Annotated in this window: 12 protein-coding genes; 7 read left to right on the top strand and 5 right to left on the bottom strand. The window is 40.4% G+C overall.

The genetic code is table 11. The annotated features are described in order from the left end of the window. Together O3642_RS07525 and gorA are read right to left on the bottom strand one after the other, a co-directional pair. Positions 1-1,001: collagen binding domain-containing protein (locus O3642_RS07525; protein ID WP_371605714.1), on the bottom strand; the 1,001-nt coding region annotated here is incomplete at its 3' end. A gap of 318 nt (positions 1,002-1,319) precedes the next feature. After that, positions 1,320-2,669: a glutathione-disulfide reductase gene (gene gorA / locus O3642_RS07520; protein WP_155126287.1), complete on the bottom strand. Its 1,350-nt coding sequence runs from the start codon at positions 2,667-2,669 to the stop codon at positions 1,320-1,322. 179 nt (positions 2,670-2,848) lie between these two features. Here gorA and O3642_RS07515 point away from each other — a divergent pair, with 179 nt between their 5' ends. The 4 genes from O3642_RS07515 to lysS all read left to right on the top strand — a co-directional run bounded on the left by O3642_RS07515 (position 2,849) and on the right by lysS (position 7,784). Continuing rightward, a complete protein-coding gene (locus tag O3642_RS07515; protein ID WP_155126284.1) occupies positions 2,849-4,006 on the top strand; it encodes an efflux RND transporter periplasmic adaptor subunit in 1,158 nt (385 codons plus the stop codon). Beyond that, a complete protein-coding gene (locus tag O3642_RS07510; RefSeq protein WP_371605713.1) occupies positions 3,990-4,685 on the top strand; it encodes an ABC transporter ATP-binding protein in 696 nt (231 codons plus the stop codon). Before O3642_RS07515 ends, O3642_RS07510 begins: the two co-directional genes overlap by 17 nt. Then, complete coding sequence (locus tag O3642_RS07505; protein ID WP_371605712.1) at positions 4,685-6,022, top strand: ABC transporter permease; 1,338 nt, start codon at positions 4,685-4,687, stop codon at positions 6,020-6,022. Before O3642_RS07510 ends, O3642_RS07505 begins: the two co-directional genes overlap by 1 nt. 271 nt (positions 6,023-6,293) lie before the next feature. Continuing rightward, positions 6,294-7,784, top strand: coding sequence for a lysine--tRNA ligase (lysS, locus tag O3642_RS07500; RefSeq protein WP_003016025.1), 1,491 nt, complete (start codon positions 6,294-6,296; stop codon positions 7,782-7,784). A 35-nt stretch (positions 7,785-7,819) separates the two neighbouring features. Here lysS and O3642_RS07495 read toward each other — a convergent pair whose 3' ends face one another. The 3 genes from O3642_RS07495 to O3642_RS07485 all read right to left on the bottom strand — a co-directional run bounded on the left by O3642_RS07495 (position 7,820) and on the right by O3642_RS07485 (position 9,952). Continuing rightward, positions 7,820-8,443 (bottom strand): histidine phosphatase family protein, encoded by a 624-nt coding sequence (locus O3642_RS07495; protein WP_320910542.1) that lies wholly within the window; start codon positions 8,441-8,443, stop codon positions 7,820-7,822. 22 nt (positions 8,444-8,465) lie between these two features. Beyond that, on the bottom strand, positions 8,466-8,939 hold the full coding sequence (locus O3642_RS07490; protein WP_320910543.1) for an aminoacyl-tRNA deacylase: 474 nt from the start codon (positions 8,937-8,939) through the stop codon (positions 8,466-8,468). A gap of 140 nt (positions 8,940-9,079) precedes the next feature. Then, on the bottom strand, positions 9,080-9,952 hold the full coding sequence (locus tag O3642_RS07485) for a GH25 family lysozyme (RefSeq protein ID WP_003013514.1): 873 nt from the start codon (positions 9,950-9,952) through the stop codon (positions 9,080-9,082). A 248-nt stretch (positions 9,953-10,200) separates the two neighbouring features. On the opposite strand from O3642_RS07485, the gene ftsW reads away from it, so the two are divergent. The 3 genes from ftsW to tuf all read left to right on the top strand — a co-directional run bounded on the left by ftsW (position 10,201) and on the right by tuf (position 15,781). Then, a complete protein-coding gene (gene ftsW, locus O3642_RS07480; RefSeq protein WP_371605711.1) occupies positions 10,201-11,442 on the top strand; it encodes a cell division peptidoglycan polymerase FtsW in 1,242 nt (413 codons plus the stop codon). Positions 11,443-11,480: 38 nt separating this feature from the next. Then, the gene (ppc, locus tag O3642_RS07475) at positions 11,481-14,306 is read left to right on the top strand and encodes a phosphoenolpyruvate carboxylase (protein ID WP_371605710.1); all 2,826 of its coding nucleotides are present in this window, start codon (positions 11,481-11,483) and stop codon (positions 14,304-14,306) included. Between the two features lie 278 nt (positions 14,307-14,584). Beyond that, on the top strand, positions 14,585-15,781 hold the full coding sequence (gene tuf / locus O3642_RS07470; protein ID WP_031574016.1) for an elongation factor Tu: 1,197 nt from the start codon (positions 14,585-14,587) through the stop codon (positions 15,779-15,781). Positions 15,782-15,924 lie beyond the last annotated feature (143 nt).

Below are 15,924 nucleotides of genomic sequence, written 5' to 3'. Positions count from 1 at the left end.
GTTGTAGTTGTTGATGTCTTATCACCATCCACACCACCGTTTGCATTAATATTTGCAACAGATGCATTTACTTCCTTGGCAACAACGGCTTGCTCACCTTTAACGTGATACCATACTTTAGTATTGTTCAAGAAATTTTTTTGATTTTCATTCTCTACTTTAGTCTGGTAAAAGATCAGGACACCAGTCTTATTGATTTCGTTTTGAGGAATAGTAACCGTAATTTTTCCTGCTGCATCAATTGTGAAAGTTGCTCCAGGAAAGTCTGCTAAGAAATCATCGATAGCAGTTGAGCCACCGTAATATCCTGGTTTGTTACCTGTAGTAGTAATACTAAAACTATCTTTTACAAGTGAATGACCACCTTGGATGACATCTTCAACACGAACATCACCATCTACATCTAATTTCATAGCATTAATGGTTAGTGTCCAAAGAATATGTTCAGGATCATTCGCGTGCATATCACCCGCTTTGAGATAGAATGGAGCGCTGTTAACACCAGTAGCCATTTTCTTAACGTTTAATTCTACTGTTCTAGCTCCACTAATAATAGTGAATTTCCCAACATGCTCCTTATCGGTTGCTGTATTGTTATGACCTTCAATCTCAAACTCACCCCAACCTCGAATGTTTTGAAGGTTTTTGATGCCTTCATTGAAAGTAACTGTCGCAGATCCATCTGTAATGACCATGTCTCCAACGTAAGTTCCGTCGATGCTTAGGGGAATAGTCTTTTTAAATCCGACACCATAGACTGTTCCAGAACTAGTCCAATTAACTTTTAAGGTATCTCCTGGTTGAATTTTTTGAGCATGCTCATCAAATGTAAACTTAACGGTTGTTTGTCCACCATCTGTGATTTCTTCGGACGAAACAGTTAGTGAGCTAATATTGTTGCTGACATCTCCAGCTTTTACCATATCAGATTGCGACAATACGATGAATAATAGTGGTAAAAATACGATAAAGAAGACTTTGACAAGTCTACTTAGATTCATTTTTTTCATTCTCTTCTCCCAATTTGTCTCCAATTATTCAAATCTATTTGTATGTCGTTTTAAAAGGACTTACAAATAGATGTATAATTTATAGGCTGTTTTTTCAGGACAACCAATAAAAATTCACCTCCTACTAGTCTAAACTCGAAAAGACACCCTGTAAAGTGAATTATATCACAAATTAGTACAGTTTTAAATATAAAAATGTTTTATCTGTGAAATTTTAAGTGTTTTACAAAAATCAGATAAATGAAAAAGGACTATTGTTTATTAAAATAGTCCTTTTAGCTTAAAGTGTAACAACTTCAAGCTTATGTTTTATCTCATTGTCACAAATTCTTCAGATCCGGTTGGGTGAATGGCGACAGTTGCATCGAAATCGGCTTTTGTCGCTCCCATCTTGATAGCAACTGCAAATCCTTGGATCATTTCATCGACTCCGTAGCCAAGACCATGAAGGCCAACGACCCTTTCCTCGGGACCAGCAGTGATGAGTTTGAATTTTGCTTGCTGGCGGTGTTGGGTTACAGCAGTGTACATGGAAGCAAATTGAGAAGTATAGACTTTGATATTCTCTTTACCATAAGTTTGCTGGGCTTCTTCCTCTGTTAAGCCAACGGTTCCGATAGCAGGGTGTGAAAATACAACGGTTGGGATGTTTGTATAATCCATTTTGAAATTGACTTTTCCATTGAATAGTCGTTCAGAAAGAGTGCGTCCAGCTTTAATAGCGACAGGAGTTAATTCTTTTTCTCCTGTAACATCCCCAAGAGCATAGATTCCTGGAATAACTGTATTCTGGTATTCATCCACTGCAATGAATCCTTTTTCATTTAAGGTGACGCCTGCAGCTTCTAGATTGAGATCCTGGACGTTTGGTTTTCGTCCTGTTGCCCAGATAACATGATCTGCCACGTGGCTGGTCCTATCTTCAAAATAAATCTTCACACGACCGTCTGCTAATTTTTCAAGCTTCATGGGAACCTTATGTTTGTGAAGCGGAAGGTTTTGTTTTTCCATTTCTTCCATTAAGCCATCGACAATGTAGGAATCAAAACTGCGTAAAACCCGATCTTTTCGGATGAAGAGGTCTGTTTGGACTCCTAAATGGTGGAGCACACCAGCTAGTTCCACCGCGATGTAGCCAGCCCCAATAATGGCAACGGAACTTGGCAGTTCTTCCCAAGCAAAGACATCGTCAGAAGTTTCGCCAAATTCAGCTCCAGGAACAGAAGGAATATGAGGATGGGCTCCTGTCGCAATTACGATATGCTTGGCCTTAATGGTTTCTCCATTGACCTCAACCGTATGAGCATCTACAAAACGAGCACGTCCTTCAATTCGTTCAACCCCATTGCGTTTGAAACTGCCATCATAGGAATTACGGGAACGGTCAATATAGGCTTCGCGATTTTTTCTTAAGGTTGCAAAATCAAATCTTGTTTGTTCAGAAGTAAATCCATAGTCTGGTCCATAATCGCGAATAGCTTCTGCAATTTGTGCACCATACCACATAATTTTTTTAGGCACACATCCTCTGTTGACACAGGTACCACCCAGTTGTTTTTCTTCAATGACGGCAGCCCGAGCTCCGTGCTCCCCAGCCCGGTTTATCGTAGCGATTCCTCCACTACCTCCACCGATTGAAATAATATCAAATTCTTTCATGTTTTCCTCCAAAATAGGATTTCAGTTTGATTGTAATATCAACTGTTACAAAAGTCAAGGGTTTAGCATGTTAGCAAGCTTTAAAATTTCATTTTGTCGTGTCAATTTTAGATAGAAAAGTAAGGAAATGTGGTATACTATGGTATAGAATAAAACGCTTTCTTTGATGGAGAAAAACGATGAAGAAATTGAAAAAATGGCAACTATTTACAGCTGCAGGTGTAGCAATTGCGGTGATTGGAACAGGAAGTGTGATGGTGTTTTCGCACCCAAGTACGCCTGATCAAGCAGTCACGAAAGAAACTCCAATGGTGCAAACGGTCAAGGATGGATCGATCGCTTCTTCGGTCTTGCTAACTGGAAAGGTCACTGCCAACCAGGAACAGTATGTCTATTTTGATGGAACCAAAGGGGATTTGCAGTCGATTTTGGTCAATGTAGGAGATCAAGTAACGGCTGGTCAGCCAATTGTTCAGTATAGCAGTACGGAGGCCCAAACAGCTTACGATGCAGCCGTTCGTGCTGTCAATAAGGCGGATCGTCAGCTAAATGATTTGCTGACAAATGGTGTGACTATTGATACCACAGGGGATGAAGAAGCAGATGCCAAGTTAGCTTCACAGACCCAACGAACAGTCGATTCTCAAGCTAGCGATTTACGAGATGCCTTGTCTGATGCGGTTGATAATATGAACAAGGCTAAGGCTCTTCTGGATGCGACAACCGTAAAAAGTAATACAAATGGTACCGTAGTCGAAGTCAATAAAGATGTTTCAAAATCGACTACAGGGACCAACCAAACTCTGGTTCACATTGTGAGCAACGGAAATTTACAAGTTAAAGGGGAATTGTCTGAATACAATTTGGCCAATATCTCTGAAGGTCAGGAAGTGATTCTCACTTCCAAAGTCTATCCGGATAAAACTTGGACAGGAAAAATTTCTTATGTAGCCAACTATCCGACTGACGCTGGTCAAGCAGGTGCTAATGCAGCAGGTGGAACACAAGGAAGCGGTGGTGCCAAGTACCCATTCACAGTGGATATTACCAGTGAGATTGGGGAACTCAAACAAGGCTTTTCTGTTAATATTGAAGTCAAAAGTTCTACTCAACATCCTCTTGTTCCCGTGACAAGTGTCATGGCTGATGGGGATACAAGTTATGTATGGACGGTCGAAAATGGCAAGGCTAAGAAAGTAAAAGTAACGCTTGGTAACGCCGATGCTGAAAACCAGGAAATCTTGTCAGGCTTGAAGAAAGATGCTCAAGTTATTGTGAATCCTAATGAGAAACTGGAAGATGGAAAAGAGATCGGAAAATATGACAAAATTGATTGAACTAAAAGGAATCAATAAAACCTATAAAAATGGGGATCAGGAACTTCGTGTCTTAAAAGATATCGATTTAGAAGTCGAAGAGGGTGAGTTTGTAGCCATTATGGGCCCATCTGGCTCAGGGAAATCAACCTTGATGAACGTCATTGGCTTGTTGGATCGGCCGACCAGTGGAGAGTATTTTCTAGAAGGACAGGAAGTTGGAAATCTTAGTGAGAAAAAATTAGCACGTGTTCGAAATGAACAGATCGGTTTTGTCTTTCAACAATTCTTCCTTCTTTCCAAGCTCAATGCTTTTCAAAATGTAGAACTACCTCTCATTTATGCAGGAGTTCATCCTGCTAAACGGAAGGAATTAGCTGAGCAGTACATTGAAAAGGTGGAGCTCCATTCTCGCATGCACCATTTGCCTTCAGAGCTCTCAGGGGGTCAAAAACAGCGGGTTGCGATTGCTCGAGCTCTTGTCAATCAGCCAGCCATCGTCTTAGCGGATGAGCCGACTGGAGCCCTAGACACTAAGACGGGGGAGCAAATAATGGACTTATTAACCAAGCTAAATCAAGAAGGAAAAACCATTATCATGGTTACACACGAGCCAGAAATTGCAGCCTTTGCGCATCGTCGCATCGTTATTCGTGATGGAGTGATCTCCTCAGATAGCAAGCTGGAAAGGGGGACCTAATGCAAAATTGGAAATTTGCGATCAGCTCGATTCTGAGTCATAAATTACGGTCTTTCTTGACCATGGTAGGGATCATTATTGGGGTTGCTTCTGTCGTTGTCATCATGGCACTTGGAGATGGTATGAAAGCTGGTGTCACCAAGACTTTTACCAAGGACCAAGAGTATGTACAAATCTCTTATTCTCCCAACAAGAGTGGCTATGTGACAGGAATCAATATTGGCCCTTCTGAAGATACGGGAGAAGGCGGAGGCGAAAGTGGCCCTGCAGCTGAAGACCGAGGGATGGCTGCTCCATCGGATATCGATGGGGAAAACGCTGAAGATATTGATGGTCAAGTTCAAGAAGCACCACCAGTTGTGCAAGAATCTTGGGTTAAGGAATTAACCAAGATTCAAGGAATTGATGGTTACTATGTTGGCAATACCTCCAATGCAACCATTGCTTTTCAAAATAAAAAAGCAGAAGGGGTAAACATCCAAGGGGTAAATGAAACCTATTTTTCTGTCAAAAAGGTTGAGCTCTTATCTGGACGAAAATTAACCCCTTCAGACTATAGTAATTTTTCACGGGTGGTGCTTCTGGATGAAGGCTTAGCTCAACAATTATTTGGAACGGAGAATCCACTGAATCAGGTGGTCTCTGTTGGGGACAACAATTATCGCGTCGTTGGTATTTTCAAGGATCCAAATGCAGGGACAGCCCTCTATGGAGCTTCTTCAGGTGGCAGTGCCTTGATGGCAAATACTCAGCTGGCCTCTGAATTCGGAACGGATGAAATTCAAAATATTGTCGTCCATGTGCCGAATGTGAAGCAGATTAAAACCGTTGGGATTGAGGCTGCTCAAAAGTTAACAGAACTTTCAGGTGTTCGCCAAGGAGAATTTCAAATCTTTAATTTGGATAGTATCCTAGAGGAAACCAACAAAGTAGTGGGAATTATGACGACAGTGATTGGTGCCATTGCAGGGATTTCCCTCTTAGTTGGTGGGATTGGAGTCATGAATATCATGTTGGTTTCTGTCACCGAGCGGACGAGAGAAATTGGTCTTCGCAAAGCATTGGGAGCAACTCGGGGTAAGATTTTGGTTCAATTTTTGATTGAGTCGATGGTTTTGACCATCATTGGAGGTCTGATTGGACTTGGCCTTGCTTATGGTGTGAATAGCTTGATTACTACACTCGCAGCAGCCTCCTTAGAAGGACCACCGATTATTTCCTTAAATGTCGCAATCGGTAGCATTATTTTCTCTGCTTTTGTAGGCATTATCTTTGGAATTTTACCAGCTAATAAGGCTTCTAAGTTAAATCCTATCGAAGCACTGCGTTATGAATAAAAAAATAGGAGCGTGTCAGGATGAATGGTTCAAGATTCTCCACGCTCCTTTTTGATGCTGTTGTGGAATAGCTTGTCGAAACCTTTTCAATCATCTCGTCTTATACAGATCAAGCTATTTAGGTAGTCAACAACGGTCTTCAGATATTTTTGAGTATTCATTCAAGAAGCTGCATTTTTTCTTCCATTATATTTTTGTTTAATTGGTAAATATTAGTGAATTTCTGCTCTAAATATGATAGAATAGGGGAGAATAACTTAGGAGGTTCCAAATGACTACTGAACATATGGAAGAATTAAATGACCAGCAGATTGTCCGTCGTGAGAAAATGGCGGCCCTTCGTGAACAAGGAATCGATCCATTTGGAAAACGATTCGAACGCACTGCAAATTCAGGTCAATTAAAAGAAAAATATTCAGAATTAGATAAAGAACAACTCCACGACTTGAACGAAACAGCTATTATTGCCGGTCGTCTCGTAACCAAACGTGGAAAAGGAAAGGTTGGCTTTGCCCATCTTCAAGACCGTGAAGGTCAAATTCAGATCTACGTTCGTAAGGATGCAGTTGGAGAAGAAAACTACGAGATCTTCAAAAAAGCAGACCTTGGTGATTTCCTTGGTGTTGAAGGGGAAATCATGCGCACAGACATGGGTGAACTTTCGATTAAAGCAACTCATATCACTCACTTGTCAAAAGCCCTTCGTCCTTTGCCTGAAAAATTCCACGGACTTTCAGACGTTGAAACCATCTATCGTAAACGTTATTTGGATTTGATTTCAAACCGTGAAAGCTTTGAACGCTTTGTAACCCGTTCAAAAATCATCTCTGAAATCCGTCGTTATTTAGATGGTCAAGGATTCCTTGAAGTGGAAACACCAGTGCTTCACAATGAAGCTGGGGGTGCGGCTGCCAAACCATTTATCACTCATCACAATGCACAAAACATTGACATGGTGCTTCGTATCGCGACTGAGCTCCACTTGAAACGTTTGATTGTTGGTGGGATGGAACGCGTTTATGAAATCGGACGGATCTTCCGTAACGAAGGAATGGATGCTACTCACAACCCTGAATTTACTTCGATAGAAGTCTACCAAGCTTACGCTGACTTCCACGATATCATGGACTTAACAGAAGGCATTATCCAACATGCTGCGAAAGCGGTCCATGGTGATGGTCCAATTGACTATCAAGGAACAGAAATCAAAATCAACGAACCATTCAAACGGGTTCACATGGTTGATGCGATCAAAGAAATCACAGGTGTTGACTTCTGGCAAGACATGACCTTTGAAGAAGCTGTAGCACTTGCAAACGAAAAACATGTACCGGTTGAAAAACACTACACAGAGGTGGGACAAATTATCAATGCCTTCTTCGAAGAATTCGTTGAAGAAACCTTGACGCAACCAACATTTGTTTACGGTCACCCAGTAGCAGTATCTCCATTGGCTAAGAAAAATCCAGAAGATCCACGCTTCACTGACCGTTTCGAACTCTTCATCATGACCAAAGAGTATGCCAATGCCTTCACGGAATTGAATGATCCAATCGATCAATTGCAACGGTTTGAAGCGCAAGCGCGTGCCAAAGAATTGGGAGATGACGAAGCTACAGGCATCGATTATGACTATGTTGAAGCCCTTGAATATGGTATGCCACCAACAGGTGGACTTGGAATTGGTATTGACCGTCTCGTTATGTTGTTGACAAATGTAACAACAATTCGCGACGTCCTTCTCTTCCCAACTATGAAATAAGCTAAAAGAAACACTGATCGCAAGATCAGTGTTTTTTAGTCTTCCATATAAGAAGTGTCGTTCCAAGTGTCTAAGTGATAGTGCTCAAAATCATCTGTTGTCAAAATCGTCACGCTGGCATTGTCTAGTCCGCCATTTTTGCGGAGTTCTCCTGTTTCATAACCAAGCAAGGTTCGAATAGAAGCTGTCAAATTAGCTCCGTGTCCAACGATGAGAACGGTATCGAGCTCTTTTCCGTTCAAGTTTTTTACAAAATCACAGGTACGTTTGGTCGTTTCATAGACAGATTCTGCATCAAAGATTTCATTTTGAAAGCATGCTAAGTTATGCCGAAACGCAGCCATTTGTTGGGGATAGATAGCCGAAATGGTAGAAATTTTAGCTCCTTCTAGTTTTCCCAAATTCCACTCACGAAGAGCAGATGTTACTTGTAATTTTAGAGGTATCTCCAATTGATCGAGGATGATCTGTGCGGTATGGACTGCCCGTGGCAGATCACTTGCAAAGACTGCATCAAAAGGAACAGTAGCTAGATGCTTTCCTAATTTTTCAAGCTGATGAATGGAGGCTGGCAACAACGGAGAATCGCCATTTGATCCTTGAAAACGTCCCTCTTCATTCCATTCTGTCCGTCCGTGTCGAATAAAATATAGTTTCACGATCTTGTCTCCTTCTCCATCTTTATTCCAAAATATCAGCAAAAGTCGCCTTGACGAAGTCTGCTAGAAGTTGTGGTTTGATTTGAATACTATGGCCAATTTCCCCAGCAGATACGATCATGGTTTCTAACTGAAGGGCTGATTTATCAATAAAGATAGGAAAAGAATGCTTTTGATGAATGCCCACCGGATTATTGGCACCATGAATATAACCCGTTGTTTTTTCAAGATCTTTCTGAGGAATCATAGCCACTTTCTTATTCCCCGATAATTTGGCTAACTTTTTTTCTGATAAATGCTCTGTAATAGGAATGATCCCAATCACGGGACCCGTTTTATCCCCTTTGAGAGCTAGGGTTTTGAAAATAGTAGAGCGATCAATTCCTTCTGGTAAGATCCCTTCTAAAGCGTTGATTTGTAAGCCTATGTGCTCAATTTTTGCTTTCGTCAAGATCTGCTCGACCAAGGTTTTTTTCACTTTATTTTTTTTTGCCACGGCTTTCTCCTTTTCTCTTTTTCTCTACAAAATCAGATTTCACTAGACCATTATAACATATAATAGCGACAATATTGCCTTCTCCTTAAAAATAGAAAACAGCAGAAAAAGTGAAGATCACTTGATCTGCTGTTTTAAGGCTATGAGGAAGAGCCATCTTTTTGTACCTTGAATAGTTTCCGATAAATCGCTTCTTGGTCTTGCGTCGGAGCAATTTGGTTGAGATCCAAGTAGTGTGAGAATCCATTTAATTGCCCTTGAGAGGTATATTGATGCAAGTCGTATTCCGTGTTGGTATCTGGCGCGGCATTATAGTAGCCATCATCAAATCCATAAGTAGGAATCCAAAGAGCCGTAAATTTATCAGTGGAGATACTATGTTCTTCCATGAAGTAGGTTCCGATATAGAGTCCAATATTTTTTGCACCCAAAGCTTGTAGTTTTGCTCGGAAAGCTTCAACACCTGCGTTCATATCCTTCATGGTTTTTTCCTCAACGTCTAACCAATAGTAAGTCGGTTTGTAAGGAGAAGCAGCCTTGTAAAATTCTTCTGCTTCTTTTTCCATTTCTTTTTTATCCTTAGCAGCGACATAAGCATAGACTGCGACAGGGATATTTCGTTTTTGGAATTCTTGGATATGGGTTTTATAAGATTTATCCAGACCATTTAAGTAGGTTGCCGCATTTTCCTTTTTAGCTTGAGCCCCGCTATGGACACGAACGATCACACCACCTACATTTCTGGAGAGGATATCGTAATCAATTTCGCTTGGCAATTGCCAGCCTGAGATATCAATGATCGGGCGGCCAACTAGTTCTGGATTGATGTCTTCTTTTTTAGAAGAAGAGCTTGCAGTGGTTGTTTTTCGAGGTGTATTGGAGTTCGGAATCGTTTGTGTTGTTTCTTGTTGCTCTCTTGCTTGCATATCAGCAATCGTTCGTGAAAGAACGAGAAAAGAAATGAAACCGATAAAAAAGACTAAGAGAACAACGGGTTTTATCCTTTTTCTCATACAAAATCATTTTACCGTAAATAAAACGAAAAGGCAAAACTTAATGCTTAAAAGATCACGATTTCAGCCATTGTTTTCAAAAAAAAGGAATCTTTTCATCAAAAAAGGATAAAAATATATGAAAATAAGAAGAATCATTAGAATATTTCTTGAAAATGGGGAAGAAGCCGAATCTTTTCTAGCATTTCCTTGGTTTTGCTTCTTAAAAATGATATAATGTAGGTTGAACATTAGGAATATGGTGAATTATGAAAATTGAAAAAAGACATCTTTTAAATTATTCCATCCTCATTCCCTATTTGATTTTATCTATTATTGGTTTGATTGTAGTCTATTCGACAACAAGTGCCTTGGCAATTCAAAGTGGAGTGAGTTCGATTCGAATGGTACGGACACAGGGGCTCTTCTTCATCTTTAGTCTCCTAACCATTGCCTTGATTTATAAATTTAGCCTAGACTTCCTGCGAAATAAAAAAGTATTAGCTTTTGTCATCTTTATTGAGGTGATTTTGTTGATCTTGTCTAGGTTTATCACGGATACGGTCAATGGAGCTCACGGTTGGTTGACGATTGCAGGAATGTTTAGTATCCAGCCAGCAGAATACCTCAAGGTGATTTTAGTCTGGTATCTGGCCTTGATTTTTTCTAAACGACAAGATGAAATCCGTGATTATGATTACCAAGCCTTGACGCACAATGAATGGATTCCAAGAAATTTAAACGATTGGCGTTGGCTGACCTTGATTCTGATTGGAATCGTTGTGATCATGCCGGACTTGGGAAATGCGACGATCTTGGCCTTAACGGTCTTGATCATGATTACGGCTAGTGGAGTTGGCTACCGTTGGTTTACCTCACTACTTGCTTTAGTTGTTGGAGCATCGTCCATTGTCCTTGGTTCAATATGGATCATCGGTGTGGACCGTGTCGCTAAAATTCCAGTCTTTGGTTATGTAGCCAAACGTTTTAGTGCCTTCTTTAACCCCTTTAATGATTTGTCTGGCGCAGGTCACCAATTAGCTAATTCTTACTATGCCATGAGTAATGGTGGTTGGTTTGGCTTGGGGCTAGGAAATTCCATTGAAAAACAAGGTTACTTACCAGAAGCGCACACAGACTTTGTGTTTGCGATTGTGATTGAAGAATTAGGTTTTGTTGGAGCTAGCTTGATTCTTGCTCTCTTATTCTTCTTAATTCTTCGGATCATTTTAGTCGGTATTCGAGCAAAGAATCCTTTTAATTCGATGATGGCCATTGGGATTGGTGGGATGATCTTAGTGCAAACCTTCATTAACATCGGAGGTATTTCTGGTTTGATTCCGTCTACAGGAGTGACCTTCCCCTTCTTATCCCAAGGGGGAAATAGCTTATGGGTCTTATCCATAGCGATTGCTTTCGTTTTGAATATCGATGCTAGTGAAAAACGGGCCAAGATAGAACAAGAAGGCATGGTTTTTGAAGAAAAAGGTAAAATCAAACCTTATTATTAAAAGGGAATTGTTGAATGGCTATTCAAAAAGGAGAAAAAATGGTCTTACAAAAATTAGAGAACTTCACAAATAAAGATATTATCAAAGAAGAAGCCGAAATTTTAACTAATTTATTAGATGATATTACGAAAAATTTGGTTCGTCCGGAAACCTTTGATAAAATTAGGCAGTTGAAGGATCTATCAAAAACACAGAACTATCGTGAGTTGAATCAACTAGTGGAACAATTGACAAATGAAGAAATGACAGTGATTTCACGTTATTTTGCTATTTTACCACTCTTGATTAACATCTCAGAAGATGTCGATTTGGCCTATGAAATCAATCATTTGAATAACGTGGATGGTGAATACCTCGGAAAACTTTCTTCAACGATCAAGGAAGTTGCAAAAAATGAAGATGCACAGGAAATTCTTGAAAACCTCAATATTGTACCTGTTTTAACAGCCCATCCAACTCAAGTGCAAAGAAAAACCATGCTGGATCTAACCAATCATATTCATGCTCTTCTTCGTCAGCACCGGGATGTTAAAGCGGGTTTAATGAATGAGGATAAGTGGTATAACAACCTTCGTTGTAATATTGAAATCATGATGCAAACGGATATGATTCGTGACAAAAAATTGAAGGTTACTAATGAGATCACCAATGTCATGGAATATTACAATAGCTCTTTCTTACAAGCTGTTCCAAATCTTATGTTGGAATACAAACGCTTGGCAAAAGAGCATGGATTAGAGCTTGAACAACCACGTCCGATCACAATGGGCATGTGGATTGGGGGAGACCGGGACGGGAATCCGTTTGTAACAGCTGAGACCTTAAAGCGTTCAGCAACTATTCAGAGTGAAGTCATTTTGAACTATTACATCGAAAAGATTTCTAAATTATACCGTCATTTCTCGCTTTCAACGAGTCTTTCTAAAACAAGTGAAGCAGTAGCTGAAATGGCAGCCCTATCAAGTGATACATCTGTCTTTCGTGAAAAAGAACCTTACCGTCGGGCTTTCCACTATATCCAGTCAAAATTGATTCAAACCTTGGTCAATTTAAAAGAATGGACGATGGTTGGGGAAACTAGAGAAGATCGTTATGCTGTCGAGAGGTTATTAGGAACAAATGCTCATCAACAAGGGCCAGTTTCTGATTATATCGGCAATCGTATTTCTGGGGCTCTAAAGAAAATTTCTGAGAAAGAGTCTCCAGCTTATGCATCAGCTCAAGAATTTAAAGAAGACCTTGAAAAGATCAAAGATTCCTTGTTAGAAAACAAATCAGAGTATTTAATTTCTGGTGAGTTTGCAGAACTTCTAGAAGCCATCGATGTTTTTGGATTCTATCTCGCCTCTATTGATATGCGCCAGGATTCGAGTGTACATGAAGCCTGTGTGGCAGAATTACTGAAATCATCAGGGATTAATGACCACTATTCTGATTTATCAGAGGATGAAAAGTGTCAAGTTCTCTTGAAAGAACTTTTAGAAGACCCACGTATTTTATCAGCAACCCATGCTGAAAAATCTGAACTGCTTGAAAAAGAATTGGCGATTTTCCAAACGGCCCGTGAATTGAAGGATCGTTTAGGAGAAGAAGTCATTCGTCAAAACATCATTTCTCATGCAACAAGTGTGTCAGATATGTTGGAATTGGCTGTGATGTTGAAAGAAGTGGGCTTAGTCGATACGGAAAAAGCTCGCGTTCAAATCGTACCGTTGTTTGAAACGATCGAAGATTTGGATCATTCAGAAGAAACCATGAGAAGTTACTTGTCTCTTCCAATTGCCAAACGTTGGATTGCTTCTAAGAACAACTACCAAGAGATTATGTTAGGTTACTCTGATTCCAACAAAGATGGTGGATACTTGTCTTCTTGTTGGACCCTCTTTAAAGCCCAACAACAATTGACCGCTATCGGAGATGAGTTTGGAGTGAAGATTACCTTCTTCCATGGTCGTGGTGGTACTGTTGGCCGTGGTGGAGGTCCTACTTATGAAGCCATCACTTCTCAACCATTGAAATCCATTAATGACCGTATCCGCTTAACCGAGCAAGGGGAAGTAATCGGCAATAAATATGGAAATAAAGATGCTGCCTACTACAACCTTGAGATGCTGGTTTCGGCAACCATTAACCGAATGATTGCCGAACAAAAGAGTCCATTCTCTATGTTTGATCGTTTCGGGGAAGTCATGGATAAAGTCGTGAATCGCAGTTACGATATCTATCGTGATTTGGTCTTTGGAAATGAGCACTTCTATGATTACTTCTTTGAATCAAGTCCGATCAAAGCAATTTCAAGCTTTAATATTGGTTCACGTCCTGCTGCTCGTAAGACCATTACTGAAATCGGTGGTTTGCGTGCTATCCCATGGGTCTTCTCATGGTCACAAAGTCGGGTGATGTTCCCTGGTTGGTACGGAGTAGGTTCTAGCTTTAAGGAATTTATCGATGAGGATCCTGAGAATATCGAAACCCTTCGGTACATGTATAAAAACTGGCCTTTCTTCCAATCTCTCTTGTCAAATGTGGACATGGTCTTATCCAAAGCCAACATGGACATTGCTTTTGAGTACGCGCAATTGTGTGAGGAAGAAGAAGTCCGCAATATCTATCAGATCATCTTACATGAATGGCAATTGACGAAGGACATCATCTTGATGATTGAAGAACAAGACGAGTTGCTCGCTGAAAACCCTTATTTGAAAGAAAGTTTGGATTATCGGATGCCGTACTTTAACGTCTTGAACTATATTCAGTTAGAATTGATTCGACGTCAACGGACCGGCCAATTATCAGCTGATCAAGACAAGCTAATCCATATCACCATCAACGGGGTGGCAACAGGATTACGTAATTCAGGTTAAAAAAATCGGAACGTCTGTTCCGATTTTTTCTGCTCTGAAACAAAGAGATAGAAGATGCTTAATGAGCTTGAGTAGACGATTTTAAATGAGAATTTTCAAAGCTAGAACAGGATCTTTCAGCAAGAGGACAAAATAAAAGAAAAGAAGAGGAATAATTAAGAAAATATAGGTAAAAGGCTTGCAATTTCATCTAAAATTCGATAGAATAGTAAGGAAAGTTAGACTGTATTGCCTACTGTCTATCTATAAAATATATTTTATTGGAGGCTTTTACTCAAATGGCAAAAGAAAAATACGATCGTAGTAAACCGCACGTTAACATCGGTACAATCGGACACGTTGACCACGGTAAAACTACCCTAACTGCAGCAATCACAACTGTTTTGGCACGTCGCTTGCCTTCATCAGTTAACCAACCAAAAGACTATGCGTCTATCGATGCTGCTCCAGAAGAACGCGAACGCGGTATCACTATCAACACTGCACACGTTGAGTACGAAACTGCTAAACGTCACTACGCTCACATCGACGCTCCAGGACACGCGGACTATGTTAAAAACATGATCACTGGTGCCGCTCAAATGGACGGAGCTATCCTTGTAGTAGCTTCAACTGATGGACCAATGCCACAAACACGTGAACACATCCTTCTTTCACGTCAGGTTGGTGTTAAACACTTGATCGTCTTCATGAACAAAGTTGACTTGGTTGACGATGAAGAATTGCTTGAATTGGTTGAAATGGAAATCCGTGACCTTCTTTCAGAATACGATTTCCCAGGTGATGACCTTCCAGTTATCCAAGGTTCAGCTCTTAAAGCTCTTGAAGGTGACTCTAAATATGAAGACATCATCATGGAATTGATGGATACTGTTGATGAGTACATCCCAGAACCAGAACGCGATACCGACAAACCATTGCTTCTTCCAGTCGAAGACGTATTCTCAATCACTGGACGTGGTACAGTTGCTTCAGGTCGTATCGACCGTGGTGTTGTTCGTGTCAACGACGAAATCGAAATCGTTGGTATCAAAGAAAAAATCCAAAAAGCAGTTGTTACTGGTGTTGAAATGTTCCGTAAACAACTTGACGAAGGTCTTGCAGGGGATAACGTTGGTGTGCTTCTTCGTGGTATCCAACGTGATGAAATCGAACGTGGACAAGTTATCGCTAAACCAGGTTCAATCAACCCACACACTAAATTCAAAGGTGAAGTTTACATCCTTACTAAAGAAGAAGGTGGACGTCATACTCCATTCTTCAACAACTACCGTCCACAGTTCTACTTCCGTACAACTGACGTGACTGGATCTATCGAACTTCCAGCAGGAACTGAAATGGTAATGCCTGGTGATAACGTGACTATCGACGTTGAGTTGATCCACCCAATCGCCGTTGAACAAGGTACTACATTCTCAATCCGTGAAGGTGGACGTACTGTTGGTTCAGGTATGGTTACTGAAATCGAAGCTTAATTCGATCTAGTTCCCAGATTAACAATTATATAGACAGACAGAAAACCCCGTGAAGACGGGGTTTTTATTTTGGTAAAAAGTAAAATGAGCTTGTGCAACCTTTCATTATGACGAAATTTATGGTAAAATAGATAGTATAAAAT

Source organism: Streptococcus sp. 27098_8_66, from assembly GCF_041431945.1.
Taxonomy (GTDB): Bacteria; Bacillota; Bacilli; order Lactobacillales; family Streptococcaceae; genus Streptococcus; species Streptococcus dentalis.
This window is presented reverse-complemented; position numbering and strand designations above follow the sequence as displayed.